Origin of the sequence: Micromonospora sp. WMMD998, from assembly GCF_029581235.1 — a bacterium.
Taxonomy (GTDB): Bacteria; Actinomycetota; Actinomycetes; order Mycobacteriales; family Micromonosporaceae; genus Micromonospora.
The window spans coordinates 4,418,300-4,444,614 of record NZ_CP120740.1 but is presented as its reverse complement, the minus strand read 5'-3'; the positions used below and the strand labels follow the sequence as shown (position 1 = coordinate 4,444,614).

Sequence of the window (26,315 nt, the reverse complement as noted above, 5' to 3'; positions counted from 1 at the left end):
CAGAGGAGAACCCCCTTGGATCACACCCCCGACGGCCGCGGTCGCGGCCGAACCGTGTCCCCCGCCGAGAAGGCCCAGGCCCGCGACGTGTCGCTGCGCCGCATCGGCGCCCTCTTCACCGCCCACCGGCGCTCCCTCGCCGCCGTGGTGGCGATCATCGTGGCGTCCTCGGTCATCGCGATGGCCTCGCCGTTCCTCCTGCGTACCGTCATCGACCGGGCTCTGCCCGAGCGTGACCTGACGCTGCTGGCCTGGCTGGTCGCGGCCATGATCGCGGTGGCCGCCGTGACCGCCGTGCTCGGCGTCGCCCAGACCTGGATCTCCACCCGGGTCGGTCAGGAGGTCATGCACCGCCTGCGCACCGACGTCTTCGCCCACCTCCAGCGGCAGTCGATCGGCTTCTTCGTGCGCACCCGCACCGGCGAGGTGCAGTCGCGCATCACCAACGACATCGGCGGCATGCAGTCGGTGGTCACCTCCACCGCCACCTCGATCGCCGCCAACCTCACCACCGTCGTCGCCACCACCGTCGCCATGCTGGCGCTGAGCTGGCGACTCACGCTCGTCTCGCTGGTCGTGCTGCCGCCCGCGCTCTGGCTCACCCGCCGTGTCGCCCGGCTCCGCCGGGAGATCACCGCCCGCCGCCAGCGGGAGCTGGCCGACCTCACCGTCACCATCGAGGAGGGGCTGTCGGTGAGCGGCGTACGCCTGGCCAAGACGCTCGGCACCGGCACGGTGCTCGTCGACCGGTTCACCGCCTCCTCGGCCCGCCTGGTCGACCTGGAGCTGCGCTCCGAGCTGGCCGGCCGCTGGCGGATGGCCGCCATGACGATCGTCTTCGCCGCCATCCCCGCGGTGATCTACCTGGGCGCCGGCCTGCCCGGCACCGCCGGCACGCTCACCATCGGCACGCTCGTCGCCTTCACCGCGCTCCAGGCCAACCTGTTCCGCCCGCTGATGGGCCTGCTCAACGTGGGCGTCACGCTGACCGCCTCGCTCGCGCTGTTCGCCCGCATCTTCGAATACCTCGACCTGCCGGTGGAGGTCGCCGAACCGGCCCGCCCGGCAGCGCTCGACCCGGCCACGGTCCGCGGCCACCTGCGCGTCGAGGACGTCACCTTCAGCTACCCGGGCAGCGACACCGCCGCGCTGGCCGGCGTCAGCCTGGACGTCCCCGCCGGCACCAGCCTCGCCCTCGTCGGGGAGACCGGCTCCGGCAAGAGCACGCTCGCCGCGCTGATCAGCCGGCTGCACGACCCGGACGCCGGCCGGATCACCGTCGACGGCGTCGACCTGCGCGACATGCGCCTGGCCGACCTGGCCGCCGTCGTGGGCGTGGTCAGCCAGGAGACCTACCTGCTGCACGCCACCGTGCGCGACAACCTGCGGTACGCCCGCCCCGCCGCCACCGACGCCGAGATCGAGGCCGCCGCCCGCGCCGCCCGCATCCACGACCTGATCGCCGCGCTGCCCGACGGGTACGACACCATGGTCGGCTCCCGCGGCCACCGCTTCTCCGGCGGCGAGCAGCAACGCCTGGCCATCGCCCGGACGCTGCTGCGCGACCCGCGGATCCTGGTGCTGGACGAGGCGACGAGCGCGCTCGACACCGAGACCGAACGCGCGGTGCAGCGGGCGCTCGACGAGCTGGCCCGGGGCCGCACCGTGGTGACCATCGCGCACCGCCTCTCCACGGTCCGCGACGCCGACCGGATCGCCGTGCTCGACCACGGCCGGCTCGTCGAGTCCGGCACCCACCAGACCCTGCTCGACCACCACGGCCGCTACGCCACCCTGGTCGGCTGACCGGCGGCACCCCGGCCCGGCGCACCGCCCCGGCCCGGCTCGGCGCGTCGACGCTTCTATAGGTGGGCCGGTTCCGGGAGGCTGGTATCGGTAGGGTTCGACGTTGGTGATCGACGAGTGACTCATCCAAGATCTGGCCGCTGTCAGATGGTGTGCCGTGGAGTCGACTTGTCCTCGTGGGTTGCCGGCGTCGGCCCGGCCCACCTTGTTGGCCTGATCAGAAGCCTGTCCGTGACAGGGGTGTGCAGCCCGTGTCGCGTGACTCATCACAGATGTGCCGCCGGGTGATCGTCTCCCGGGCCGACGCCGTCCGAACGTCGTCCCGTGCAAGGGAGAACCGTCCGTGCTTCCTATCCTGGCAGAACGTCTGGCCGAGCGTGTCGACGCGGTCATCGGTGTGGATACCCATACCGATACGCACACCGCTGTGGTGCTCACCCCGGTCGGGACGGTGTTGACCGAGATCACCGTGCCGGCCACCGATGACGGCGCCGCTGTCCTGCTGGCCTGGGCCGGCCGGCAGACGACGGGGTTGGGAACGGGCCGGCGGGCCTGGGCCCTGGACGGCGCCCGGTGTCACGGTGTCGGCCTGCTGCGCGTCCTGCGCGCCGCGGGCGAGGACGTCCTGGAAGCACCCAAACCCGCTGCCGGTCGCCGCCGGCGAGGCGGCAAGTCCGACGTGTTGGACGCTGTGCACGCCGCTCGTGGCGTGCTGGCCGCCGACCACGTCGCCGCGCCCCGCGCCGACGGCGACCGGGAAGCCCTGCGCCTGCTGCTCGTCTGCCGCCGCCACTACAGCGACACCCGCACCGCCACCATCAACTTGTTCAAATCGGTGATCCTCACCGCCGACGACGACCTCCGCTCACAGATGCGTGGCCTGAGCACCCTGCGACAGGTCCACCACGCCACCACCCTCACCACCACCACCACCAGCGGCAGCGGCAGCGGCCTCGACCGACTGCGTCGCACTCAACTGGCAGCCCTCGCCGAGCAGATCCTGATCCTCGAACGGCTCCTGAAAGCCAATCTCACCGAGATCCGCACCATGGTCGACAAGCTCTGCCCGACTCTGCTCGACCAGCCCGGGATCGGCCCCGTCACCGCCGCGATCGCCCTGACCGCCTGGTCACACCCCGGCCGTTTCCGCAACGAAGCCGCCTTCGCCTCACTCGCCGGCGTCAGCCCCATCCCCGCCAGCTCCGGGCGTATCACCCGCCACCGCCTCAACCGAGGCGGCGACCGGACCCTCAACGCCGCCCTACACACCATCGCCAAAGCCCGGCAACGATGCCACCAACCCACCAAGGACTACATCAACCGCCGCACCACCGAAGGCCGCACCCCAGCCGAGATCACCCGCAGCCTCAAACGCTACATAGCCCGCCAAATCTGGCGCACTCTCGAAACCACCGCTTGACAGAAACCTTCACAGATCTTGGACTTGTGGCACCGCGCAAAAGGCGCGTAAACCGCAAACCCTGGCACCACAAGTCCAAGATCGACGGGGCCCCCGGATTTGACCGGAAGTAGATCCATCTTGCGCTCATTTGATGTGTATTGAGACCTGCGGTGAAGTGGCGGTATCCGACCATTGGCGATGCCATCACGTCACCGAACTGGTGTCGATCACTGGCCAAACGATCGCCGCGCCCGCCCCTCTGCGTGCGAGACTCGGCCAGAGAGCGGACCGTTTTGCGGATATTTGCCCGTTCCTGCGTTTGCGTGACTGCCTGAAGAGACCAGGTGACGTGCAGGGAAATGGGTCCTGAAGGGGTGCATTACGGCGGGCGGCCGTGCGGCCGACCGATCGGACGACGTGTCGCGTAGTCCGATCGGCGGGACTCGGTGCCGGGTCTGTTAGCGTTCCCACGCGGTCGGTCCCGTGCACGGGACCGACCGTCCAAACCGGAACACCATCGGAGGGTGATGTCTTGATTCCGCTAGGTCGCGCTTCGTAGCGTGAGGCTCCGCAACCCCTCGGCTGGTGGGGCGCCGCCAGCGGCCGCGGTCGTCACTGTGGGGTGTGCATGCTGATCGCCGGAGCCGTACCGGTCACGAGCGTCATGGCGGAGTTGCGCGCCGAGCGGTCCCTGTTCCACTCCGAGGCCGACTTCCAGCACGCCTTCGCCTGGACCGTGCGCCGCCTCGACGCGGGCCTCCGCGTCCGCCTGGAGGTGCGGCCGGAGCAGGACGAACACCTGGACCTGCTCTGCCACGGCCCGGCCGGCCGGACGGCTATCGAGTTCAAGTACTTCACCGCCAGGTTCAACGGCGTCGACCCGCACACCGACGAGGAGTACGCCCTGCGCAGCCACGCCGCCGCGGACGTGGCCCGGCGCAACTTCGTCTTCGACATCGAACGGCTGGAGCGCTTCGTCCGCTCCGGCCCGGCGCGGACGAACGGCCTCGCCCTCCTGCTCACGAACGCCCACGGGCTGTGGCAGGCCCCCACCGTCGACCGGCCGACCCGGGACCGCGAGTTCCGGCTCCACGAGGGCCGCCGCCTCGCCGGCATCCTCAGGTGGGGCGTCGACGGACGCTACTTCCCACCGAACCGGCGTCACCTCACCGGCGACTACCGGCTCGGCTGGCGGGACTTCACCGAACTCCCCGGACGCAACGGGCGGTTCCGCTGGCTCGCCGTGCCGGTGAACGCCGCCGACACACCGACGCCCGCCGGGCCGGGCGCCGGAAGGAACTGAACACATGGGCGTGGAGGCTCGCCAGGCCGCCGACCGGACCCTCGAATTCCTGAGGTCCCTCGCCGAGCGGCGGTACGACCGGGTGTGGACTCCGGACTTCCTGCGCCACACCCCGGACGTGCAGGGCTTCGTCATCTTTCACGGCGGCGCGCTGGTGCTCGTCCACAGCGGGGCGGCTCCGGGGGACCCGACCCGCTGGCTGTTCCGGATGGCCTGCGCGCCCGGGGCGGACGTGTCGGACACGTCCGAGGCGATGGAATGGGTGAACATCAGGAACCGGCTCGCCGACGGTGGGCGCTACTACTGCGTCGTCACGCCTGACCGGCGCGCCTGCCACCTGGTGTTCGCGCTCGACGTCTGGAGCCCGCTGCTGGCGGACGTGACGGCGCCCGGCGCGCAGACCGCCCGCGACCTGCTCGACGGCGCGCTCACGGTGTGCGTCCACAACGCCATCGCCGACTTCCGGGACCTGTCGGCCTATCTCCCGGCCCGGCGGTTGGACCCCACCGAGGAGGACGCCTCGACGCTGTTCGCCTGGGCCCGGCACTGAGCCGTCCGCCGGGGGTGCGCCGGCGCCGCCGCGGGACGCAGTCCGGCACGTTGGACGAAGACCTCCCGCTTGGCGGTGGCGAGGCCACGACGGTCGACGACGTAGCCGGTCAGCCAGAGCCAGCCGAGGTGGGTCAGCTCGGGGCCGACCGACACGACCCGGAACGTCAGCGCGCGGTCGCCGCCGAACTGCACCGAGGCGCGGCCGTCGATCCGCAGCAGGTCACCCGGTTGTGGGAGCACCGTCACCAGTGACCCTGGTTCGGTGGGCGGCACTCGCGGGCGTGCATGGCCTGCCAGTCGCGTACGGCCCGTTTCAGCCGCTCGTTCTCCACGGTCAGCCGGCGGATCTGCCGGTGCAGGTCGGTCAGCTCGTCGGCGACCTCGGTCTGGAACGCGCGTACCTGCCCGGGGTCGACGCCACGGCGGCGCGGGTCGAACGTGCGGGTCCGCGCCTCGCGCGGGGTCATCCGGGCCGGCAGGCCCGTGCCGTAGAGCTGGCCGGAGCGATACACCTCGGTCACGTCGGTCCTTCCCGGTCGCGTCCGCGCCTTTGGGTGCACTTGTGGTTGCCCTGGCGACAACAAACGCACCCAAAGACCCGGGGGAGCGGTTCGTGGGTCGGGACGGGCACGCGCACCCGCCCCGACCGGGGGAATGAGCCGAACTCGTTGCCACGCGAGGAGCGGCCCGAGGACAACACTAACGGCTTAGTCGTTTAAGTCAATCACCGGTTGTTGTCGTTCATGGGCGTTTCGTGATCGAATTGGCGTGCCACGCAAGGAGCGCCATGCCTACGACACCCGACTACATCCGCATCGCCGACGACATCATCGCTGGTGTCAGGGGCAAGCGACTCAAGCCAGACGACAAGCTGCCGTCGATCGCTCAGCTGGCGGCGGAGTACAAGGTGGGCACCTCGACCATCCAAATGGTCTACGTTCGGCTGGAAGCGCTGCGAGTGATCCGGCGGCACCAGGGCAAGGGCGTCTTCGTCACCGACCCGAGGACGTGGATGCGGGAGCCGTAGCCGGCGTCAGTCCAACAGGGCCTGCATCCACCTGTCGGTGTGGCGCTCGGTGTAGTCGGCGTCGGCGCGCCACGTGTCGCCGTGCCCGGTCCGCCAGTGCGTCGTCCAGGGCTCGACCCCGAGCGCCGCCTGCTCCCGCAGGAAGTCGTGCATCGCCCGGGTCCGCACGGCCAGCAACGGCACCAGCTCGCGACGCTGCCGCTCGTCCAACCCGTAGGCGTCCACGAAGGCGCGCAGACGCTGCCCCGCGTCGGCGCGCTGCCAGCCATGATGCGCCGACAGCGGGACGAAGCCGTGCGCCGCGTAGGCGAGATCCCACAGCCGTGACCCGGGCCCGGCGTTGTCCCAGTCGATGACGACCCAGTGGTCCCCGATCACCAGGTTCCACGGCGCGAGGTCATGGTGGACGATCATCTCGTCCCGGTCGGCCGGGATCAGGGCGTTCCACCGCGCGTCGGGCGGCGGCGTGAACGTCGCGAGGGCGTCGTGCAGCTCCCGCGCCAGCCGTCCCACCCGGGCGAGCTGATCGAGCGGTTCGAGCAGGTCGAAGCGGTGCGGCCAGGGCACGTCACCCGCCGCGTAGGTGAGCACCTCCCGCCCTTTCTCGTCGACACCGAGCGGCCGGGGCGCGCCCCGGAAACCGACCGACCAGAGGTGGTCGAGCAGCGCGTGCACCGCCGGGGTCCAGGGACCGGCCTGCCGGCGTACGGTGTCCCCGACCTGCACCACGCCTGCCGTCACGTTCCCACCGGCGAGCGGGATCTCCTCGACGCTCATCCGCCCACGGTCCGGAGTCTCTCGACCCGGACCGAGGGGAGGCAGGCCAGCCTCGCCACCCTCCGGCCGGCGTTGTCCTGCACGGATGCCACGGTCATGGCGCGAACGTAGCGGATGCCGGTCGACGGCCCGTGTCCGGCGGTGCTCCGGGCCTTGCGGCCGGAGACGAGATCGCCACACTGTAGCGGTGAACATGGGCAGGTATCTCCGGACGACGACGGCCCCCTTCGACGAGGTGACCGCGACCTTGTGGGACCCGGCCGAGGAGGAGGACCACACGGACGCGGGCGATCGCCGTAAGGTCATCCTGGAGCAGTACAAGACATATGTCGAAATGGCGGACCGGGTGAGTGCCCGGCGCGGTCTCACCAACACGTTCTTCCTGAGTTTGAATACGCTGATCGCCACCGCCGCCGGGGTGATCTGGCGCAGTCGCGGCGGTGTCGAGCCCAGCTACCTGGCCGTTCCGGTGGCGGCGCTGCTGTTGCAGTGTGCGTCCTGGTTCTGGCTGCTGCGTTCCTACCGCCAGCTCAACTCCGCCAAATATGTCGTGATCGGTGCGCTGGAGGAGAGGCTGCCGGCCTCGCCGTACTGGCGGGCGGAGTGGAAGGCGCTCGGCGAAGGCCGTGATCCGTCGCGGTACTGGCCGTTGACCCACCTCGAACAGTGGATACCGGTGTCGTTCGCCGTCGTCTACGTGACCGGGTTCGCCGTGGCGATACTTGCCTGAGCAGCGGCTTCGTCGAACTGTCGGCAAACGGACGATTGCCGCGTCCTCAGTCTTTGGTTCAGACTGTCTCCTCGGCGTCGGCGAGGGTGTGCAGGGGATGTCATTTCTTTTCTTTCTCAGCTATAGCGGCGTTGACGGGCACGGCGTCTACGTCGCCGACTTCTTCAAGGATCTGAAGGAGGAGATCCGGCGTAGCACCGACCTGGAGGAAAGCCGCATCGGGTTCAACTACGGGGGGATGCGTGACGGGACACAGTGGCGCCCGACCGTCGCGAAGGCGCTCGCCACCTGCCGCGTGTTCGTGCCGCTCTACTCGCCGCGATATTTCCAGGCGCGCTTCTGCGGTCAGGAGTGGGGAATCTTCGCCGAGCGGCTGCGGGCGTACGAGCAGGAGCACGGGACCACCCCGGAGCTGATCGTGCCGGTGCTGTGGGAAGACGTGTTCGACGACGGGCAACTCCAGATTCCGCGGCTCGCCGAGGACATCTGGGCCCGAAGCGGGACGCTCGGCGACGCCCAGAGACCGACCGGCGTGCGAAGGCTGGTGCAGCAGAAGGCCAGATACCGCGACCAGTACCACGACGTGGTGTATCAGTTGGTCGCGCGGATCCGCGCCGTCGCAGCGGAACACGAGCTCCCGGCATACGATGCGGCAATCGATTTCGACACCGCGGCGGACGTCTTCCGGCCTGCCGGCGACGGCGACGGCGACGAGTGCCTTGTCCCCCGGCCGCGGACGGGGGAACCGGGCACGAGCGGTCCGCGCCACGTGCACCTCGTGGTGGCGGCGCCAACCGCGACCGAAGCCGCGGAGAAGCGCACCGACGTGCACCGCTACGGGACGCGCTCGGAGGACTGGATGCCCTACCTGCCGGAGGCGGTCAAACCCGTGGTGCGCTACGCGATGACGGTGGCCGACGAGCAGGACCTCACCTCGCACCCGGTCGGCGCCGCCGAGAAACTGCCCGACCTGCTCGCCACCGCGGAGTCGGCGAACGAGTTGGTCGTCCTGCTGGTGGACGCATGGGCCACGCTCATACCCGCCTACGTGGAGGCGCTGGCGCCCTACGACAATGGTTTCTACGGCAACTGCGCCGTGCTGGTGCCGTGGAACCCGGCGGACGAGGAGTCGACGTCCAACGTGGCGGTGCTGACGGAATCGGTGACGAACTTGTTCGCGAAGAACATCCGCGTGCCGCACCCGACCTTCCACCATTCGCTGCGCACTGTGAACGAGTTCACCGACGCGTTGCGGGAGGTCCTCATCCGGACCCAGAAGTTCGTCTTCGAGAAGCACCCGGTGCCGGAGTTCGCGGATGCCGGCCCGGTCGTCGCCCGCCCGATTCTCGACGGGCCGGGTGCCGGCTGATGGGTGCCGACGTGACCGAGGGGCGCATCGTCACCTTCTACTCGTACAAGGGTGGGACCGGCCGCTCGATGGCGCTGGCCAACATGGCCTGGATCCTGGCCAGCAACGGCCACCGTGTGCTCGTGGTGGACTGGGACCTGGAAGCGCCCGGCCTGCACCGGTATTTCCACCCGTTCCTTCCGGACACGGAGTTGACCTCCACGCCCGGCCTGATGGACATGCTCTGGAACTATGCGGCAGGCATGGTCGATCCGTCGCTCGACAACCGCGAGGAATGGCGGGAGAAGCACGCCGACGTGTTGGAATACGCGGTGTCGTTGCGCCATCGTTTCGCCCTGGGCGGGTTCATCGACCTGCTGCCCGCCGGCCGGCAGGACCGGTCCTACGCGAGCCGTGCCATGTCGTTCGACTGGGACAACTTCTACGACCGGCTGCACGGTGGCTCCTTCATCGACGCGATGAGGGACAGCATGCGCCGGCACTACGACTACGTCCTGATCGACAGTCGAACCGGGTTGAACGACACCTCGGGCATCTGCACGGTGCAACTTCCCGACATCCTCGTCATCTGCTTCACGCTCAACAACCAGAGCGTCACCGGAGCGCTTGCCGTCGCGGACTCGGTCCGCCGGCAACGCGCCGATCGCGAACTGCGCATCCTTCCGGTGCCGTCGCGGGTGGAGGACGGCGAGAAGGCCCGGCTGGAGGCGGCCCGCAGCTATGTGCGCCACGGCTTCCGGCGTTTCCTCGACAATCAGAGTCGGGAGGACCGGGACCGCTACTGGGGTGACGTCGAGATCCCCTACAAGATTTTCTACGCGTACGAGGAAATCCTCGCGTCGGTCGGCGACCGCCCCCACCAGGAGGGCACGTTGCTGGCCGCCTACGAGCGGCTGACCGCACGTGTGACGGACGGCCGGGTGACCGAGGCCGTGCCGCTGGACGAGGTGGAGCGGGAGGCGCTGGTCCGACGCTTCTGGCGGCAGACCGTCGGAGTGAGCCTGTACGACTTCTTCCTCAGCCATCATCCCGCGGACCGGAAATGGGCCGAGTGGATCGCCGCCGAACTGGAAGAGGCGGGATATCGGGTCTCGGTCGGGTCGCGCGACCTTCGCCCCGGCGCCCGCTGGTCGGAGGAGATCGAGAGGATCATCCTCTCCAGCGACGTGACGCTCGCGCTGCTGTCCCCCGCGGCGCTCCGATCGCCGGACGTCGCGAGGGAATGGCAGCTCGCCCACGACATCGATCCGGGCGGCGAGGCCGCACGCCTGGTCCCCGTGCAGGTCGTCGAATGCAGGATGCCGGCCGGACTCGGAGATCTGAACGGCATCCGGCTGGTCGGCATCGACGAGAAGACCGCGCACCAGCGACTGCTCTCGGCGATCCGGCTGGTGCAGCCCCGGTCCAGCGGCCACCGTCCCCGCCGCGAGCCTGCGACGTTCCGCGACTTCCCCGGGCGGTTGCCGAAGATATTCCACGCGCCGCCGAGGCCGAAGGGCCTGGTCGGGCGGGAGGACGAGATATTCGAGCTGTGGTCCGGTTTCGAGGGGCTCCGCAGTGGGGCGCAGGTGGTCTGCGGGCCCGCCGGAGTTGGCAAGACGGCACTCGCCCTCGAGTTCGTCTACCGGTTCGCGCCCACGTACGACGCCGTCTGGTGGATCTCCGTCGGTTCCCGCGACGACCTCGTTCGCGAGGTCTCGGAGCTTGCCGTGGCCCTCGGCGGCACGGAACGGCGCAGCCGCCTGGACGAGCCGGTCCGGGAGCTGATGTACCTGCTCGACGGCCGGCGGTGTCTGGTGGTCCTCGACAACGTCGAGGACGTCCGCGACCGGTTCGGGGTCGCTCCGCCGCCCGGAGTGGACGTTCTCATCACATCTCGGCTTCAGGCGTGGGGCTCGGACGTCGTCCGACACGAACTGCCGGTCCTGTCCCCGGCGGAGTCCGTCGAACTGCTCCGCCGCATCGAGCCCGACCTGGGCGAGGGATCCGCGCGGGAGATCGCCGGCCTGCTGGGCGGCCTGCCGCTGGCGCTGCGGATGGTGGCCACCGATTCCACCCTGGCGGCCCAGCTCCGGGACGACTCCCGGCAGCGGTCGTTCGGCAACATCCTCGCGCCGGCCTGGAAGTGGACGCGGGAGCGGCTGTCGACCGACGAGCCGGCCGCCGTCGAACTGCTGCGGATCGTGGCGTTCTTCGCGCCCGAGCCGATCCCGGTCAGCCTTTTCGTCGACACCCCGGCCGCGGCGGACCACCCGGGCCTGCGGTACGCGATGACGCGGGGCTCGAACTTCGAGGAGTTGCTGGCCCGGCTGCACGACCACAGCATGGTGGAGCGGGACGAGGACTGGTTCCGTGTGCATCCGCTGGTGCAGGCGACCGTGCGGGAGGAGTTGACCGCCGTCGCCCAGGAGTCGTACCGACGCCAGGGTGAGCGGCTACTCGTCTCCGCCCGGCTCGGCGACCCGGTGGACGCGCGCAGCTGGCCCCGTTACCGGCGGTTGCTCCCGCATGTGGTAGCCGCGGACTGGGCCCAGGGACCGTCGCTGCGGGCATTGGTGCTGCTCCTGTGCGGCTACCTCTCCGCCGCCGGTGAGATCGACCGGGCGAGGAGCCTGAGCGCGGAGGTGGTGGAACGCTTCACCGTGCTGCTCGGCGCGAACCACCGGGACACGGTCGCGGCCCTGCACACCCTCGCCGCCGTGACCTGGCAGGCCGGTGACGGGGGTACGGCTCTGGATCTGGCCGGTCGGGTCTGGGCGCAGCGAGGAGACCTGCTCGGCCCGGAACACGGCGACACCCTCGCCGCGTTGAACAACTTCGCGGTGATGTTGTGGAGCCAGGGCCGGCACGACGAGGCGTTGCACCAGAACGAGGAACTCTTGACCCGGCGGCGGGACACGCTCGGGCCTGACCATCCCGACACACTTGTGGCCCTGGGCAACCGGGCGACGATGCTGTTCGGGGTGGGCCGATTGCTGGAGGCGCTCGACTGCGAGCGGATCGTGTACGACAGCCGGCTGAGGCGACTCGGCGGGCAGCATGCGATCACCCTGGCGTCACTGGAGAACATCGCTGCGATCCGGCTCGAGTTGGGTGAGGAGCACGCCGCCGCGGAGACCTATGGGTTGTTGATCGAACGCTACGGCGCGCTGCTGGGCCCCGACCATCCGAACGCCTTACGCGCGATGGTCCTGACGGGGCGGGCGAGACAACGACTCGGCGACGTGACGGCGGCACGGCGCCTGCTCGGCGAGGCGTTGAGTCGGCAACAGCGGGTCCTGCCCGCAGAACATCCACAGCTCGCGGCGACCAGAGAACTGTTGCACGAGATACAGGCGACGATGAGCGACCAGGAACGGACGGGCATCTGATGGATCCGGTGGTGATGTCGCTGGCCCGGCAGGCCGGTCAGGCGGTCGTGGCCGCCATGGCCTCCGAGATGTGGCCGGTCCTGCGTGACCGGCTGACCCGGCTCTACGCCCGGACGAGCGAAGGCCGGGCCACGGAGGTCGCGGACGCGCTGGAGGATTCCCGCCAGGCCGTGCTGGGCGGGAACTCCTCACCTGACATCGTGGCCACTCGCTGGCAGGGCCGGTTCGAGGCCATGTTGGAGGTGTACCCGGATCAACTCGAGCCGCTGCGCGAGGTTGTCGTCGGGGCGAGCGCCGAGGCGGAAACCGATCCGGGCCAGGTGTTCCGGGTCGGCAGCGCGACGTTGCTCGGCCACGGCCAGATCGTCGCGCACAACACCGGCGGCGGCATGATCTGGCCGTGAGGCGCGACGGGTTCCGCCCAACCGGCGCCCCGGCGGCCCGGTCCGTCCGCACCCGCCACCACGTGTTCACCGGGGGTTCGGGGCGCGGTCGCCGGGTGAGGGCTGTACGCCGGGCAGGATCCTCGGCAGACTGAGCGCCGGCCGTCCAGCGACGATGGTCGATGCCCTGTCCGGTTCGCTCAAGGAGGATCCCTTGACCCCGTTCCGCGCCGCCGCCACCCGCGTACGCCGCGCCCTGGCCGCGTCCGCCCTGGTCGCCGCCCTGGCTGCCGTCGCGCTCGTCGCTCCGGCCACGGTCTCCACCCGACTCGCCGAGCCCGCCCGGGCCGCCGTCTACAGCTCCTGCACGTTGTCCCGCTGCGCGGACGCCCGCACCGCCCGTTCCGGCTGGTCGGCGAAGAGTTTCCCGACCAGCCGCGGCTGGTACTCCTGGAGCGGCGGCACGTGCAACTTCGCCGGCGGGCAGTTCTACAACCGCGAGGGCCAACTCCCCGCCAACGCCACCTACTACGAGTACGACGTCTACCCGCGCGCCTGCAACGCCTCCCGGGACGCGTACCGGATCGTGGTGAACAGGAGCACCGGGACGACCTGGTTCTCGCCCGACCACTACGCCAACTTCTACCGGCTCTGAGTTTTGTCGGCGCCGGCCTTCCCCGGCCGGCGCCGGCTTTCGGAAAGGACGGACCGATGGGCGCAGCGTCCCCGCAGCCACCGGCCTGGCTCACGCTCGACCCCGCGACGGCGTCAGAGCCGGCCGGCGTGCCGGTGCCCGGCGCGGCCACCCGCACCCGGGCGGCCCTGCACGACGCGCTCGCCGCGGCGATGGCCCTGCCCGACTGGTACGGCCGCAACTGGGACGCCCTCGCCGACGTTCTGGCCGACGTCCTCGCCGACCGGACCGCGCCGGGCCCGCTGACCCTCGTCGTGCGGGACGCGGCGAACCTGCTCGCCGACGAGCCGCCCGCCCAGCTCGGCACGTTCCTCGACGTGCTCGGCGCGGCAGCCGCCGGTGGTCATGCCACCCTGCGGCTGGTGCTGCGCGACGCCCCCGAGCGGCTGCCCGCCCTGCGCGACCGCCTCACCGCCGCCCTGGGCGGTCACGTAGGCGCCCCCGAAACCACCTGACCACGCCCCCGTCACCCGCCCGCCGTCCGTCAGCAGGTGGCGTGCCAGACGGACGGGCAGGTGATCAAGGAGTTTGCGTCATCGCGCCGGTCGCGGCCCGACACAAACCCCTTGATCGCGCCGAGGAGACGCCCCGGTGGGGGTGGGTCAGTTCGGGGGGTCGAGGATGGCGTGGAAGCGCTCCTCGGCCAGGTCGAGCTGGGCGAAGATGTGCTGTTTGACCGGCGCCGACAGGGGGGTGTCGGGGCGGGCGACCAGCTCGCGGAAGACCGGCACCAGCGGGCGGTACTTGGCGGCCGAACTGGCGACCTTCGGTCCGACGGTGTGGATCACGCCCACGCCGTTGTCGGTGAAGTCCGACACCTTGATCACCCGGGCCCAGGGTTCCCGGTCGAGGCTGGCCGCCACGTGCTCCCGGTACTGCGCGTGCCGGTCCCGACCCGGGTCGTACGCCGGATTGGTGACCGCCTCGACCAGCCGCGCCACCCGCGACCCGAAGCGGGCGGCGAGCGCGGCCAGCGCCGCCACGGCCACGTCGTCATCCGCCCGTGGACCGGCGGCGGCCAGCTCGGCCGGATGATCCTCGACCGCGTCGTGCAGCAGCCCCGCGACGATCACGTCGACGTCCCGGACCTGATAGTGGTGCATCATCCGGATCGCCACCCGGAGCAGGTGGTTCAGGTACGGCTCGCGGACCCGCCGGTCGTCGCGGTGCAGGTCGGCGGCGAGGTCCAGCGCCTCGGTCAGCCGGGCGCGCGCGGCGTCGTCGAACGCGGCGATCTCCAGCCGGAAGCGGGCCAGCAGGCCGGGCTCGCCGTGCATCTCGGTGATCGCGTGCATCGGCATGGTGGCGAGGTACGCGGGGAACTCCATGGCTCCCTTATAGCTGATCTTCGCTGGACGCCGCCGTCGGCTTGCCGACGCCGTGACCGATGAGCCGCTTGGCCAGGCGTACGCAGGTGCCGTCCGGGGTGCCGACGATTGTCGCCTCGTCCATCACCCGGGCCATGATCAGCCGCCCGCGACCGCGGTCGCTGCCGTCGCCGCCGTCGGTCGGCCGCCAGCCGCCCTGGTCGCGTACCTCGATCTCCAGCCGGTCGTCGCGCAGCTCGACCTGGACCGTGGTGATCCCCTCGGGGGCGAAGCGGTAGCCGTGTTCGATGGCGTTGGCGCATGCCTCCCCGGTGGCGATGAGCACGGTCTCGACGTCCCACTCGTCGACGCCGTGCGCGTGCAACCAGTCGCGCAGCCGCTCCCGGGTGGGCGCCAGCAGGCCGGGGTCGGCCGGCAGGTCGATGGTGAGGACCCGGCCGGTTGTCCCACCCGTCACGTCCGGTCCTCCGTCCCGTGCCCGTCCCCGGGCCTGGGCGCCACTCGCGCTGTCACCGACTGTTCTCACCCTCCTGTCCCCGATGGCCACTGTTTCATGCCATCGGCGACCGGGATCGTCAAAGGTGATCATCGCGCATCGGGGCCCGCGTGTCAGCCGACACCCCCGACGGGCCGCCGCCGAACCCGACGGGTGGGGTGCCGCCGGCGTCCCGGGCGGGGGACGCCGGCGGCGTGGGCGCGACCGGTCAGAGCGGCAACCGGCCCGCGCCGGCCCAGGCGTCGACGACCGGCGGGACCAGCGGCGTCGGCAGCGGCGGGGTGGCGCGCAGGGTGGGCGTCCAGCCGGCGTCACCGCCGAGGTCCGGGTCGTGCGCGGCGTTGTACGCGGCCCGCAGGTCCACCGGCCGGGGGAGGTGGCGGCCCTGCTGCACCCAGCTTCCGCGCTCGGTCAGCGCGGTGCCGCCCCAGTCGTGGATGAGGTCCGCCGGGTCGACGTCGTCGGTGAGGGTGAAGAAGTTGTTCTGCGCGTAGATGGCGGACTGCACGCCGACGCCGAGGGCGTACTCGAAGCCGGCGCCGCCGAGCCGGTAGTGGTTCTCGTGCACGTCCACCTGGCCGAACCGCACCCGGGGCAGCCGCTGGAGGTCCCCGTCGAAGAGGTTGTGGTGCACGCTGACCTTGAGCCGGCCGACGTCCGGGCCGACCGTGTTGGAGGAGCCGATCAGCATCAGCTTGTCCCGGCCGGTGAACCGGTTCCAGGCGGCGGTGACCAGGCTGGCGGTGTGGGTCACGTCCAGCGAGCCGTCGTGCACCTGCCAGGGCCGGCCGAAGTAGATCGGCTGCCCGCTGTCCGGGTTGTCGCCGTCGGTGAACGTGTTGTGGTCGACCCACACGTGCTCGCTGCGGCGTACCGAGATCTGGTCGTACTGGGAGTTCCAGTTGCCGGCGTCGCCGTCGTCGGGGGACCAGGCCGGGAAGCAGTCCCGGGCGTCGTCGAACGTCAGGTTGCGCACGATCACGTTCGCCACCCGGTCGATCATCAGGGTGAGCCCGGTGAGCCGGGCCCCGCGCAGCCCGACGATCGTGGTGTTCGACCCGACGTTGATCTGCGTCTGCCGGGTCTGGTTGGCCACCGACCGGACCCGGGCCGCCTCCAGCGGGCCGCTCGGGTCCACCCGCCCCCAGACCGCCGGGTCGTACGCGGCCAGGTAGGCCGGCAGCGTGTACTCCGGGTCGGCCAGGTCGGCGCAGTCGAGCGGGGTGCCGTCGGGGCCTTCGAAGCCGTCGATCGTGCCGGCGACGTACACCAGCTTCGGGGTGGCGTCGGTGGCGTTCGTGGCGTTGTCGCCGCCGAGCGCGGCGACCAGCTCGGCCCGGGTACGCACGACGCGGGTCCGGTCGGCGGTGGCCGCGCCGCCGCCGGTGGTGCCGGCGCCCTCGGCGGCCCAGCCGTCGTCGGCGGGAAGGGCCTGGCGGCCGATCAGCTCGGCCGCCCGCGACGGGCGGTCGCCGGCGGGCGCGGCCGGCGCGGGCGCGGCGAGGGTGAGCGTGAGCGTGGCGGCGAGGACCGCGACGCCGACTGTCCGGGTACGCATGGCTGGAGTTCCGTCCTGTCAGGTGGTGGGAAGGTGCACGTCGTGGGGTCGGACCGCCCAGGGCACCCCGGCCTCGGACGGCAGCACGCCGGTCTCCGCCGCCGCGCGCAGCACCGCGTTGACGCCCCGGATCACCCGCACCCGTTGCGGGCCGTCGCCCACCGGGCGTACCAGGTCGCCGTCGAGCAGCGTCGGTTCCGGCGCGTCCCGCAGCGCGTCGAGCACCGCGGTGAACGGCTCGGTACGCGCCAGCGGCGCGATCAGCGGCACGCCGGTGGCGCGGTGGTCGAGCAGGTTCGCCAGCAGTCCCTGCCGGCCGGGCACGGTGCGTGGCTGGGCGTCGCCGGGCAGGCGCAGCCGGTCGGTCGGGTATTCCAGCACCGCCCGCCCCCGCTCGCCGGTGACCAGCACGTCGCCGGCGACGTGCTCCTCGGCGGCCAGGGTCAGCGCGGCGAGCACCGGCGGGCCGGCGTGCGGGGTGAGCCGCAGGATCGTGGTGTCGTCCACCTCGATCGGGCGGACCCGGTAGCGCTCCACCTCGACCCGGGCCGGCCGCACCGGCGCGCCGGTCACCGACTCGGCCACGGCCAGGCACTGCATGACGGCGTGCGCGAGCGGGTTGGCGAGCGCCCCGTCGACCGCCGGCCGGCCGTCCACCGACCGGCGGCCGGCCCAGGGGGAGCGGGCGTAGTAGGCGTCCGGGCGCTGCCAGGCGGCGACCGTCGCGATGCCGGTGACCGGGCCGAGCCGCCCGGCGGTCAGCGCGTCGGTGAGCGCGGTCAGCGCCGCCGAGCCGAGCGCCTGGAAGTTGACCTGCACCGCCCGGCCGGCGGCGGCGGACGCGGCCCGCAACGCGCGGTGTTCGGCCAGGTCGAGCACCGGCGGTTTCTCCAGCAACAGGTCCGCGCCGGCGGCGAGGACGTCCCGCGCGATCGGCAGGTGGGTGTGCGGCGGCGTGCAGACCACCACCGCGTCGGGGCGGGACGCGGCGAGCATCGCCAGGTGGTCGGTGAAGATCCGCGTCCCGGGCGGCGTCGGCGCGTCCGGCTCGTCCTCCGGCGGTCGCACGTCGACCAGGGCGACCAGGCGCAGCCGGCCGGCGGCGTGCCGCGCGGCGATCACCCGCCGGTGCCAGCGGCCGTGCCCGTTCACCCCGACGAGCGCCACCCGCGGCGGTCCGCCGCCGCTCACCGCGCACCGGCCGGGCCGCCCGGGAGACCGCAGGTCACCGGGCACCGGCCAGGGTGGCGCGGACGCCGTGCCGTTCCAGCGCGGTCAGCCAGCCGGTCACGGCCGCGCGGAACTCGTCGTCGGCGGCCAGGTCGGCGGGGATGACCTCGCGGACCGCGAAGATCGCGTCCACCACCCCGGCCGGGGTGTGCCGGCCGGCGGCGAGCGCCGCGCGCAACCGGTCGGCGAGCGGGTCGTCGAGCGGCAGCGGGCGGCCGTCGTCGGTGTGGCCGAGCAGGAACCGCAGCCAGGCCGCGACCACGAGCGCGCTCCACCGCGCGGACCGGCCGGCGGCCCGCAGGTCGGCCGCCGTGTGCAGCACCCGCTGCGGCAGCTTCTGCGAGCCGTCCGAGGCGACCTGCGCGGTGCGGTAGCGGATCGCCGGGTTGCCGAACCGGGCGAGCACCTGCTCCCCGTAGTCGGACACGGAGACGCCGGGCGGCGGGGTGAAGCTCGGCGCGATCTCCTCGGCGACCAGCCGGCGCAGCACCGCGTCCAGGTGCGGCAGCGCCAGCGCGTCGACCACCGTCTCCGCGCCGGCCAGCGCGCCGAGGTACGCGGTGGCCGAGTGCACCCCGTTGAGCGCGCGCAGCTTCAGCCGTTCCCACGGGCCGGCGTCGTCGGTGAGGACCGCGCCGGCCCGTTCCCAGGCGGGTCGGCCGCCGGGGAAGTCGTCCTCGATCACCCACTGCGACCACGGCTCGGCGGCCACCGCCGCCAGGTCGGTCACGCCGAGCGCCCGGCGCGCGGTGTCCCGGGTCTCGTCGGTGCTGGCCGGCACGATCCGGTCGACCATGGTGCCGGGGCAGGTGAGCTGCGCGGCCACCCGGTCGAGCGTGGCGTCGGGCACCCGGGCCAGGGCCAGGCACTGGTCGACGAGCGAGCGCAGCCGGCGGCCGTTGGCGGGCAGGTTGTCGCAACTGACGAGCGCGATCGGGCCGGCGTCGGCGGCGGCGCGGGCGAGCAGCCCGCGCACCAGCAGCCCGGGCACGGTGCGCGGCGGCCGGTCGGTGGTGAGGTCGGCGGTCAGCTCCGCGTCGGCGGCGAGCGCGCCGGTCACCGGATCGAGCTGGTACGCCTTCTCCGTCACGGTGAGCGTGACCACCCGGATCGCCGGGTCGGCGAGCAGCCGCACCACCGCGTCCGGGTCACTGGCGGCGTGGCGTACCCCGGCCAGCGCGCCGATCACCCGGGTCGACGCGCCCTCGGGGGCGAGCGTGGTGACGCTGAACAGCGCGTCCTGGGCGGCCAGCGCCTCCACCACGTCGGTGCTGCGCGGCGCGACGCCGATGATGCCCCAGTCGCCGCCGGCCGCGCCGACCGCCGCCTCGGTGTGCACGGCCTGGTGGGCACGGTGGAACGCGCCGAGCCCCAGGTGCACGATGCCGGCCGGCACGGTGCCGGGGCGCACCAGCGGCCGGCTCGCCTCGGGCAGCCGGCGCAGCGTGGCCAGGCCGAGCCGGTCCGTGCCCACGGTCACCGCCATGCCGGGCCGTCCGGAAAGCGGAACTGCGCGATCGACTCCGGTCGCATGGTGGCGCTGTAGCCGGGCGCGGTGGGCAGCAGGTAGCGCCCGCCCCGGGTGCGGACCGGGTCGACGAAGTGTTCGTGCAGGTGGTCCACGTACTCGACCATCCGACCGTCCAGGCCGGTGCTCACCCGCAGGTGGTCGAAGACGGCGAGGTGCTGCACGTACTCGCACAGCCCGACGCCGCCGGCGTGCGGGCAGACCGGCACCCCGAACTTCGCCGCCAGCAGCAGCTCGGCGAGCACCTCGTCGACGCCGCCGACCCGGCACGCGTCGACCTGCATCACGCCGATCGCCTCGGCCTGGAGCAACTGTTTGAAGACGACCCGGTTGGCGGCGACCTCGCCGGTGGCGACCCGGCACCGGCCGCCGGACAGCTCGGTCACCGCGCGGGCGATCCGGGCGTGGCCGAGCACGTCGTCGGCGTGCGTGGGCTCCTCGATCCAGTACGGGTCGACCTCGACCAGCACCGCCATCGCGGCGATCGCCTCGTCGACGTCCCAGACCTGGTTGGCGTCCATCATCAGCAGCGCGTCCGGGCCGATCTCGGCCCGGATGATCCGGGCCCGTCGCAGGTCGTCGTCGAGCCGCCCGCCGACCTTCATCTTCACCGCGCGCCACCCCTGGGCGTACGCGTCGCGGGTCAGCGCCCGCACCCGCTCGTCCGGGTAGCCGAGCCAGCCCACCGACGTGGTGTAGGAGGGGAAGCCGTCGCGGTCCAGCCCGGCCAGCCGGTCGGTGAGGCCGTCGCGTCCCTTGTCGAGGATCGCGGCGGCCTCGTCCGGGGTGAGCGCGTCGGTGATGTGGTGGAAGTCGACGGTGGCCACCAGCTCGTCGGTGGGCATCTCGGCGAGGTACCGCCACATCGGCGTGCCGGCGAGCTTGGCGCGCAGGTCCCAGACCGCGTTGACGAGCGCGCCGGTGGCCATGTGGATGACGCCCTTCTCCGGGCCGAGCCAGCGGAGCTGCACGTCGGCGGTGAGCGAGCGCCAGAACGCCACCGGCTCGCCGGCGATCTCGGCGACGGTGCGTCCGCGCACGTGGTGGGCGAGGGCCCGCACCGCCGCGCAGGTGATCTCGTTGCCCCGGCCGTTGGTGAAGGTGAACCCGGCGCCGGTCGGCCCGCCGTCGGTGGTCAGCTCCACGTAGGTGGCCGAGTAGTCGCCCCGGTTGATGGCGTCCGAGCCGTCGCCGCTGGCGGCGGTCGGGAAGCGCACGTCGTGCACCGTGACGTCGACGATCCTGGTCACGCGCGGTCACCTCCGAACTTGAAGACCTGCTTGGGCAGCCGGTAGGCCAGGTCGACGATCGTCTCGGCGGCCTCGTCCCCGGTGAGCCGGTGCTCGGCGACCAGGCGGGCCAGGAAACCGGCGTCGACCCGGCGGGCCACGTCGTGGCGTACCGGGATGGAGCAGAACGCGCGGGTGTCGTCGACGAACCCGGCGGTGTTGTAGAAGCCGGCGGTCTCGGTGACCGCCTCCCGGAACCGGCGCAGCACCTCCGGCGAGTCGAGGAACCACCAGGGCGCGCCGAGGCGCAACGCGGCGTAGCCGCCGGCCAGGGGCGCCAGCTCCCGGGTGAAGGTGTCCTCGTCGAGCGTGTAGAGCACCACGGTCAGCCGCGGGTCGTTGCCGTGCGCGTCCAGCAGCGGGGCCAGGCCGTGCACGTAGTCGGTGGCCTGCGGCACGTCCCCGCCGACGTCGCGGCCGTGCCGGGCGTACAGCCAGCGGTTGTGGTTGCGCACCGCGCCCGGGTGCAGTTGCATCACCAGGCCGTCGTCGAGCGACATCCGGGCGAACTCCAGCAGCATGTGCGCCCGGAACGCCTCCGCGTCGCCCGGGTCGGCCAGGCCGCGCCGCCCCTTGTCGTAGAGCGCCGCGGCCTGCGCCGGGTCGAGATCGAGGGTACGGGCGGTGGGGTGCCCGTGGTCGGAGGAGGTGGCCCCGGCGGCGGCGAACGCGGCCCGGCGCTGCCGCAGCGCGGCCAGGTAGCCGGCGTACGTGCCGGTGTCCTCGCCGGAGACGTCGGCGAGCCGGTCCACGTTCGCCGCCCAGCCGTCGAACTCCATGTCCACCACGTCGTCCGGGCGGAACGTGGTGACCACCCGGCCGCCCGGCCCGCCCCAGCCGTCGGCGGCGAGCTTGGCGTGCCGGCCCAGGTCGTCCAGGGGCGACTCGGTGGTGGCGAGCACCTCGATGCCGAAGCGGGTGAACAGCTCCCGGGGCCGGAACGCCGGCTCGGCCAGGCGGGCGGCGAGCGCGTCGTAGACGGCGTCGGCGGTGGCCGGGCCCAGCGGGGTGTCCACGTCGAACACGTTCCGGAACGTCTGTTCCAGCCACAGCCGCGACGGGGTGCCGCGGAACAGGTGCCAGTGCGCGGCGAAGCGCCGCCAGATGGCGCGCCCGTCGGTCTCGACCGGGCTGCCGTCGACGCTCGGCACGCCCAGGTCGCCCGGCGGCACGCCCTGGCTGAGCAGCATCCGGGTCAGGTAGTGGTCGGGCACGATCAGCAGCCGGGCCGGGTCGGGGAACGGGCGGTCCTCGGCCAGCAGCGCCGGGTCGACGTGCCCGTGCGGGGAGATGATCGGCTGCGCGGCGGCCAGGGCGTACAGCTCGCGCGCCAGGGCGCGCTGGCCGGGCTCGGCGGGCAGCAGCAGATCGCTGGGGGAGACGATCGACACAGCGGGGGCTCCTCGGTCAGGGCAGGGTGAGCAGGTCGGCGACCCGGACGGGCGCGCCGGTCTCCAGCGAGCGGTTGGCGGCCAGGCCGGTGAGCAGGGCGAGCGCGCCGTCGTACGCGGTGGCGGCCCGGCCGAGCGGGTCGGCCTCGCCGCCGAGCAGCACCCGGGTCATCCGGGCGTCCGCGCCGCCGTGCCCGCGCCGGGTCCAGCCGTCCACCGGGATCCGGACCGGCGGTTGCCAGAACGGCCGCAGGGTGAGCCGGGCCTCGCCGCGCTCCACGGCGGCCTCGTCGCCGTGCAGCGCCGCGCCCTTGAGCGCGGACGCGCCGCCGGGACTGACGTGGTCGCTCTCGGTCACCTCCAGTTCGAGGCGGCCCCGGCTACCGTTGACCATCACCCGGTAGCCCTCCCAGGGCGCGTACGCGGTGAGGTGGTAGGTCATGGTGGCGCCGGTGGAGTAGTGGGCCAGCACGGCGAGGTCGTCCTCGATGGTCACGCCGGGGGCGAAGACGTTGCGGTCGCGGTGGTAGCCGTCCTCGGCCTCGGCGTCGAGATACAGCTCGCGCAGCCGGGGGTGCTCGGCCAGCTTCAGCGCGAACGGGTCGTCGGCGGCGGCGGGCGCGTCGTGCGCCCGGTCGTAGTCGCGGGCGTAGCCGTGCCGGCGGCCGTCCTCGCCGTAGAAGAACAGCCGCCCGGCCGCGTGCACCTCGACCGGGCGGGCGTCCAGCCACCAGTTGACCAGGTCGAAGTGGTGGCTGGCCTTGTGCACGAGCAGGCCGCCGGAGGTGGCCTTGTCGCGGTGCCAGCGGCGGAAGTAGTCGGCGCCGTGCCGCACGTCGAGCAGCCACTCGAAGTGCACCGATCCGATCTCGCCCACCGCGCCGTCGGCGAGCAGCCGCCGGAGTTGCTCGTGCAACGGGTTGTAGCGGTAGTTGAACGCGACGGTGACTTTCCGGTCGGTCTCCGCGACCGCGTCCAGGATGCGCCGGCAGCGGGGCGCGTCGACGGTCATCGGCTTCTCGGTGACGACGTCGCAGCCGGCCCGCAGCGCCGCCACCACGTACTCGTCGTGGGTGACGTCGACGCTTGTCACGAGCACCACGTCGACGCGCTCGGTCGTCAGCATGGCGGTGAAGTCGGCGGCGGCGTACGTGGGCACCGGCGGCTGGCCGAGTTCGGTGAGCCAGCGGTTGTGCGCGTCCATCCGGGTCTGGTTGACGTCGGCCAGGGCGACCAGTTCGGCGGTGTCGGCGTGGTCGAGCGCGAGCGCGCGGACGAACATCTCGGCGCGCGCTCCGGCGCCGACCAGGGCGTGGCGGACCCGTTTCCGGGCCGGTGGTGACATGACGTCGGCCTCCCACGGTGCTGCAAAGGTTTGCAGCCGAAGAAACCATGCCGGGCGACACGTCGTCAATGGTCGATGGATTTCCCGTACCATGAATCCGGATTGGTGGGGTTATATACGCCCACCGGGCCTCCGGTTGAAATTGATCCGTAACAATGGGGCGTTGACACCGGAGCAACCGTTTGCATTAATTGGCGGCACCGTGACCCCCACCACATCGGACCAGGGAGCCGCCGTGCCAGCCACCATCCGGGACGTCGCCCGGGCCTCCGGTGTGCACATCTCCACCGTCTCCCGCACGTTCTCGGCCCCGCACCTGGTCAACCCGGAGACCCGGGGCCGGGTGCTGGCCTGCGCGGAGGACCTCGGCTACCGCCCCAACCGGGCCGCCCGGGCCCTGATCACCGGTCGGACCCACAACATCGGCCTGATCGTGGCCGACATCGCCAACCCGTTCTTCCCGCCGCTGATCAAGGCGGCGGAGGGGCAGGCCCGGCACCGCGACTACCACGTGTTCGTGGCCGACACCAACGAGGACGTGAACGCCGAGGAGGACCTGGTCCACGCGCTGGCCAAGCAGGTCGACGGCGTGCTGCTGTGCAGCCCCCGGATGAGCAACAGCCTGATCGAGCAGGTCAGCCGCGAGGTCCCGGTGGTGGTGATCAACCGCCAGGTCGCCGGCCTGCCCTGCGTGATGATGGACGTCGGGCAGGGCGCGCGGTCCGCGATCGAGCACCTGCTCGGCCTCGGCCACCGGCGGATCGCGCTGCTCGGCGGCCCGCGCGGCTCGTGGACCGCGCGGGAGATGCGCCGGGCCGCCTCGGCCGCCGCCCGCAGCGGCGGTGGCGAGTTGACCCTGCTCGGGCCCAACCAACCCACCGAGACCGGCGGCGGCGCGCTCGCCGAACCGGTGCGCCGCAGCGGCGTCACCGCCGTGCTCGCCTACAACGACCTGATGGCGCTCGGCCTGATCGAAGGGCTCGACGCGCTGGGGCTGCGGGTGCCGCAGGACGTCAGCGTGGTCGGCGTCGACGACATCGCGCTGAGCCGACTCACCCGCCCCAAGTTGACGACGGTGGCCACGCCGACCGCGGCTGCCGGCCGGACGGCCGTCGACATGCTGCTGCAACTCGACTCCGACGCGCCGCGCGGCGCCCGGGGCCGGGGCGCGGCGGCCGGCGACCGTCGCACCACCGCACAGGTAATGCTCCAGACCGTACTTGTCGTCCGCGACTCGACCGGGCCCGTGCCCGAGCCCGGTCGGGACGGCGCCGGGACCTGACCGGGTGGCCCGGGCCCGCATAGCGGTGCGGACCCGGGCGGCCCGTGGACGGCCACCGGTGACGTCGTCGCCTCCCACAGCCGAGGAGTGAGCGCAGATGCACCCCGCAACGTCCCCCACCGCCGGCGTGTCCGCCGGGCGGAATCACCGTACCCCCCTGTCCCGACGCCGATTCGTCCGCGGCCTCGCCGCCGTCGCGTTGGCCGCGCCGCTCGCCCTGGGCGCGGCCGGCTGCGGCGACGACTCCGGCGGCGGTGACGGCGGCCAGGTCAAGCTCTCCATCTTCTGGTGGGGCGGCGAGGCCCGGGCCAAACTCACCGAGGACGCCCTGGCCCTCTACACCAGGAAGCACCCCGAGGTGACCTTCGAGAAGACCTGGCAGGCCAACCAGGGCTACTTCGACAAGCTCGCCACGCTCACCGCCGGCGGCAACCCGCCCGACCTGTTCCAGATCGACGACAACTACCTGGCCGAGTACGCCGGCCGCAGCACCACGCTCGACCTGGGCAGCTACCGCGACTCCGGCAAGCTCGACGTGTCGACGTTCCCCAAGAGCCTGCTGGAGTACGGCGTGGTCGACGGCAAGCTCGCCGGGGTGGCCGCCGGGGAGAACACCCAGGGCCTGGTCTACAACAAGACGCTGCTGACCAAGAACGGGCTGCCGGAGCCGACCACCGGGATGAGCTGGGAGGAGCACATCGCCTGGGCCGAGCAGGTGACCAAGAAGACGAAGGTCCCGGGCACCCAGGACCCCAGCGCCGACTACAAGGCGCTCTGGGTCTGGTTGCGTCAGCAGGGCAAGGACCTCTACCAGGGCAAGGAACTCGGCTTCACGGTCGAGGACGTGACGAGGTGGTTCGAGCTGTGGAAGGGCGCGCGGGAGGCCGGCGCCACCCCGCCCGCGGACGTCATCCACGAGGGCAACGCCAGCGACGTCACCAAGCAGCTCGTGGTGACCGGCAAGGCGGCCACCTCCTGGGCCTGGGTCAACCAGATGCCGGACCTGAAGAAGAACACCAAGGACGAGCTGGGTGTGGTGGCGTACCCGGGTGACCCGAGCGGCCAGTGGGCGCGGGCCTCGATGTACTGGTCGGTGTTCAAGGGCAGCAAGCACCGCGACGTCGCGGTCGATGTGATCAACTTCCTGGCCAACGACCCGGAGGCGGTCGCGCTGCTCGGCACCGACCGGGGCCTGCCGTCCAACATGGACCTGCGGGCCAAGGTCAGCGAGACCGCCACCGACCCGGCCATGAAGCAGTCCATCCAGGTCGAGTCCGAGCTGGCGCAGAAGTTCGGCCCGTCCCCGCAGGTCCCGATCAAGGGACACAGCAAGGTCAAGTCCGAGCTGACCAAGGCCGCCGAGAACGCCCAGTACGGCCGGGCCACCCCGGCCCAGGCGGCGGAGCAGTTCGTCACCGCCTGCACAGCCGCAATCGCCTGACCCCTCGACGGAA

Annotated in this window: 24 protein-coding genes; 13 read left to right on the top strand and 11 right to left on the bottom strand. The window is 72.2% G+C overall.

The features are described 5' to 3' along the window. Positions 1 to 15 precede the first annotated feature (15 nt). The 4 genes from O7619_RS20370 to O7619_RS20355 all read left to right on the top strand — a co-directional run bounded on the left by O7619_RS20370 (position 16) and on the right by O7619_RS20355 (position 5,061). A complete protein-coding gene (locus tag O7619_RS20370; RefSeq protein WP_282282766.1) occupies positions 16 to 1,806 on the top strand; it encodes an ABC transporter ATP-binding protein in 1,791 nt (596 codons plus the stop codon). Between the two features lie 274 nt (positions 1,807 to 2,080). Further along, entirely contained in the window at positions 2,081 to 3,226 is a 1,146-nt protein-coding gene (locus O7619_RS20365; RefSeq protein WP_282282765.1) for an IS110 family transposase, read from the top strand. Between the two features lie 610 nt (positions 3,227 to 3,836). Next, entirely contained in the window at positions 3,837 to 4,511 is a 675-nt protein-coding gene (locus tag O7619_RS20360) for a hypothetical protein (RefSeq protein ID WP_282282763.1), read from the top strand. 4 nt (positions 4,512 to 4,515) lie between these two features. Further along, complete coding sequence (locus O7619_RS20355) at positions 4,516 to 5,061, top strand: hypothetical protein (RefSeq protein WP_282282762.1); 546 nt, start codon at positions 4,516 to 4,518, stop codon at positions 5,059 to 5,061. Here the strand turns inward: O7619_RS20355 and O7619_RS20350 are convergent. Both O7619_RS20350 and O7619_RS20345 read right to left on the bottom strand, forming a co-directional pair. Continuing rightward, complete coding sequence (locus O7619_RS20350; RefSeq protein ID WP_282282761.1) at positions 4,989 to 5,309, bottom strand: hypothetical protein; 321 nt, start codon at positions 5,307 to 5,309, stop codon at positions 4,989 to 4,991. The genes O7619_RS20355 and O7619_RS20350 overlap by 73 nt on opposite strands. After that, entirely contained in the window at positions 5,306 to 5,584 is a 279-nt protein-coding gene (locus O7619_RS20345) for a cell division protein DivIVA (RefSeq protein WP_282282759.1), read from the bottom strand. The genes O7619_RS20350 and O7619_RS20345 overlap by 4 nt, the downstream gene beginning before the upstream one ends. Positions 5,585 to 5,850: 266 nt before the next feature. Here O7619_RS20345 and O7619_RS20340 point away from each other — a divergent pair, with 266 nt between their 5' ends. Then, positions 5,851 to 6,090, top strand: a complete 240-nt coding sequence (locus O7619_RS20340) for a winged helix-turn-helix domain-containing protein (protein WP_282282758.1) — start codon at positions 5,851 to 5,853, stop codon at positions 6,088 to 6,090. Positions 6,091 to 6,096: 6 nt separating this feature from the next. On the opposite strand, the gene O7619_RS20335 is transcribed toward O7619_RS20340, so the two are convergent. Beyond that, positions 6,097 to 6,867 carry a phosphotransferase gene (locus O7619_RS20335; RefSeq protein WP_282282757.1) on the bottom strand — a complete coding sequence of 257 codons (771 nt, stop codon included), beginning with the start codon at positions 6,865 to 6,867 and terminating at the stop codon, positions 6,097 to 6,099. 187 nt (positions 6,868 to 7,054) lie between these two features. On the opposite strand from O7619_RS20335, the gene O7619_RS20330 reads away from it, so the two are divergent. From O7619_RS20330 to O7619_RS20305, 6 genes are all read left to right on the top strand, one after another. Further along, entirely contained in the window at positions 7,055 to 7,597 is a 543-nt protein-coding gene (locus O7619_RS20330; protein WP_282282756.1) for a hypothetical protein, read from the top strand. Between the two features lie 97 nt (positions 7,598 to 7,694). Then, positions 7,695 to 8,966 (top strand): TIR-like protein FxsC, encoded by a 1,272-nt coding sequence (locus O7619_RS20325; protein ID WP_282282755.1) that lies wholly within the window; start codon positions 7,695 to 7,697, stop codon positions 8,964 to 8,966. After that, on the top strand, positions 8,966 to 12,337 hold the full coding sequence (fxsT, locus tag O7619_RS20320) for an FxSxx-COOH system tetratricopeptide repeat protein (protein WP_282282754.1): 3,372 nt from the start codon (positions 8,966 to 8,968) through the stop codon (positions 12,335 to 12,337). The genes O7619_RS20325 and fxsT overlap by 1 nt, the downstream gene beginning before the upstream one ends. Beyond that, entirely contained in the window at positions 12,337 to 12,741 is a 405-nt protein-coding gene (locus O7619_RS20315; RefSeq protein WP_282282753.1) for a hypothetical protein, read from the top strand. Before fxsT ends, O7619_RS20315 begins: the two co-directional genes overlap by 1 nt. Before the next feature lie 193 nt (positions 12,742 to 12,934). Then, entirely contained in the window at positions 12,935 to 13,375 is a 441-nt protein-coding gene (locus tag O7619_RS20310; RefSeq protein ID WP_282282751.1) for a ribonuclease domain-containing protein, read from the top strand. A 56-nt stretch (positions 13,376 to 13,431) separates the two neighbouring features. Beyond that, entirely contained in the window at positions 13,432 to 13,869 is a 438-nt protein-coding gene (locus O7619_RS20305; RefSeq protein ID WP_282282749.1) for a barstar family protein, read from the top strand. A 147-nt stretch (positions 13,870 to 14,016) separates the two neighbouring features. Here O7619_RS20305 and O7619_RS20300 read toward each other — a convergent pair whose 3' ends face one another. The 8 genes from O7619_RS20300 to O7619_RS20265 all read right to left on the bottom strand — a co-directional run bounded on the left by O7619_RS20300 (position 14,017) and on the right by O7619_RS20265 (position 23,579). Further along, the gene (locus tag O7619_RS20300; RefSeq protein ID WP_282282747.1) at positions 14,017 to 14,742 is read right to left on the bottom strand and encodes an HD domain-containing protein; all 726 of its coding nucleotides are present in this window, start codon (positions 14,740 to 14,742) and stop codon (positions 14,017 to 14,019) included. Between the two features lie 7 nt (positions 14,743 to 14,749). Further along, positions 14,750 to 15,199 carry an ATP-binding protein gene (locus tag O7619_RS20295; RefSeq protein WP_282282745.1) on the bottom strand — a complete coding sequence of 150 codons (450 nt, stop codon included), beginning with the start codon at positions 15,197 to 15,199 and terminating at the stop codon, positions 14,750 to 14,752. 247 nt (positions 15,200 to 15,446) lie between these two features. Continuing rightward, positions 15,447 to 16,796, bottom strand: a complete 1,350-nt coding sequence (locus tag O7619_RS20290; RefSeq protein WP_282282743.1) for a polysaccharide lyase family 1 protein — start codon at positions 16,794 to 16,796, stop codon at positions 15,447 to 15,449. Positions 16,797 to 16,814: 18 nt separating this feature from the next. After that, on the bottom strand, positions 16,815 to 17,987 hold the full coding sequence (locus O7619_RS20285; RefSeq protein ID WP_282282741.1) for a Gfo/Idh/MocA family oxidoreductase: 1,173 nt from the start codon (positions 17,985 to 17,987) through the stop codon (positions 16,815 to 16,817). Positions 17,988 to 18,021: 34 nt separating this feature from the next. Next, the gene (locus O7619_RS20280) at positions 18,022 to 19,512 is read right to left on the bottom strand and encodes a mannitol dehydrogenase family protein (RefSeq protein ID WP_282282739.1); all 1,491 of its coding nucleotides are present in this window, start codon (positions 19,510 to 19,512) and stop codon (positions 18,022 to 18,024) included. Then, positions 19,503 to 20,804 (bottom strand): enolase C-terminal domain-like protein, encoded by a 1,302-nt coding sequence (locus O7619_RS20275; protein WP_282282738.1) that lies wholly within the window; start codon positions 20,802 to 20,804, stop codon positions 19,503 to 19,505. The genes O7619_RS20280 and O7619_RS20275 overlap by 10 nt, the downstream gene beginning before the upstream one ends. Next, positions 20,801 to 22,234, bottom strand: a complete 1,434-nt coding sequence (gene uxaC / locus O7619_RS20270; protein WP_282282735.1) for a glucuronate isomerase — start codon at positions 22,232 to 22,234, stop codon at positions 20,801 to 20,803. Before uxaC ends, O7619_RS20275 begins: the two co-directional genes overlap by 4 nt. A 16-nt stretch (positions 22,235 to 22,250) precedes the next feature. Next, positions 22,251 to 23,579, bottom strand: a complete 1,329-nt coding sequence (locus O7619_RS20265; protein ID WP_282282733.1) for a Gfo/Idh/MocA family oxidoreductase — start codon at positions 23,577 to 23,579, stop codon at positions 22,251 to 22,253. Positions 23,580 to 23,814: 235 nt separating this feature from the next. Between O7619_RS20265 and O7619_RS20260 the strand changes: the two genes are divergently transcribed. Both O7619_RS20260 and O7619_RS20255 read left to right on the top strand, forming a co-directional pair. Continuing rightward, positions 23,815 to 24,861 (top strand): LacI family DNA-binding transcriptional regulator, encoded by a 1,047-nt coding sequence (locus tag O7619_RS20260; protein ID WP_282282731.1) that lies wholly within the window; start codon positions 23,815 to 23,817, stop codon positions 24,859 to 24,861. Between the two features lie 97 nt (positions 24,862 to 24,958). After that, the gene (locus O7619_RS20255; protein WP_282282729.1) at positions 24,959 to 26,302 is read left to right on the top strand and encodes an extracellular solute-binding protein; all 1,344 of its coding nucleotides are present in this window, start codon (positions 24,959 to 24,961) and stop codon (positions 26,300 to 26,302) included. Positions 26,303 to 26,315: the final 13 nt, after the last annotated feature.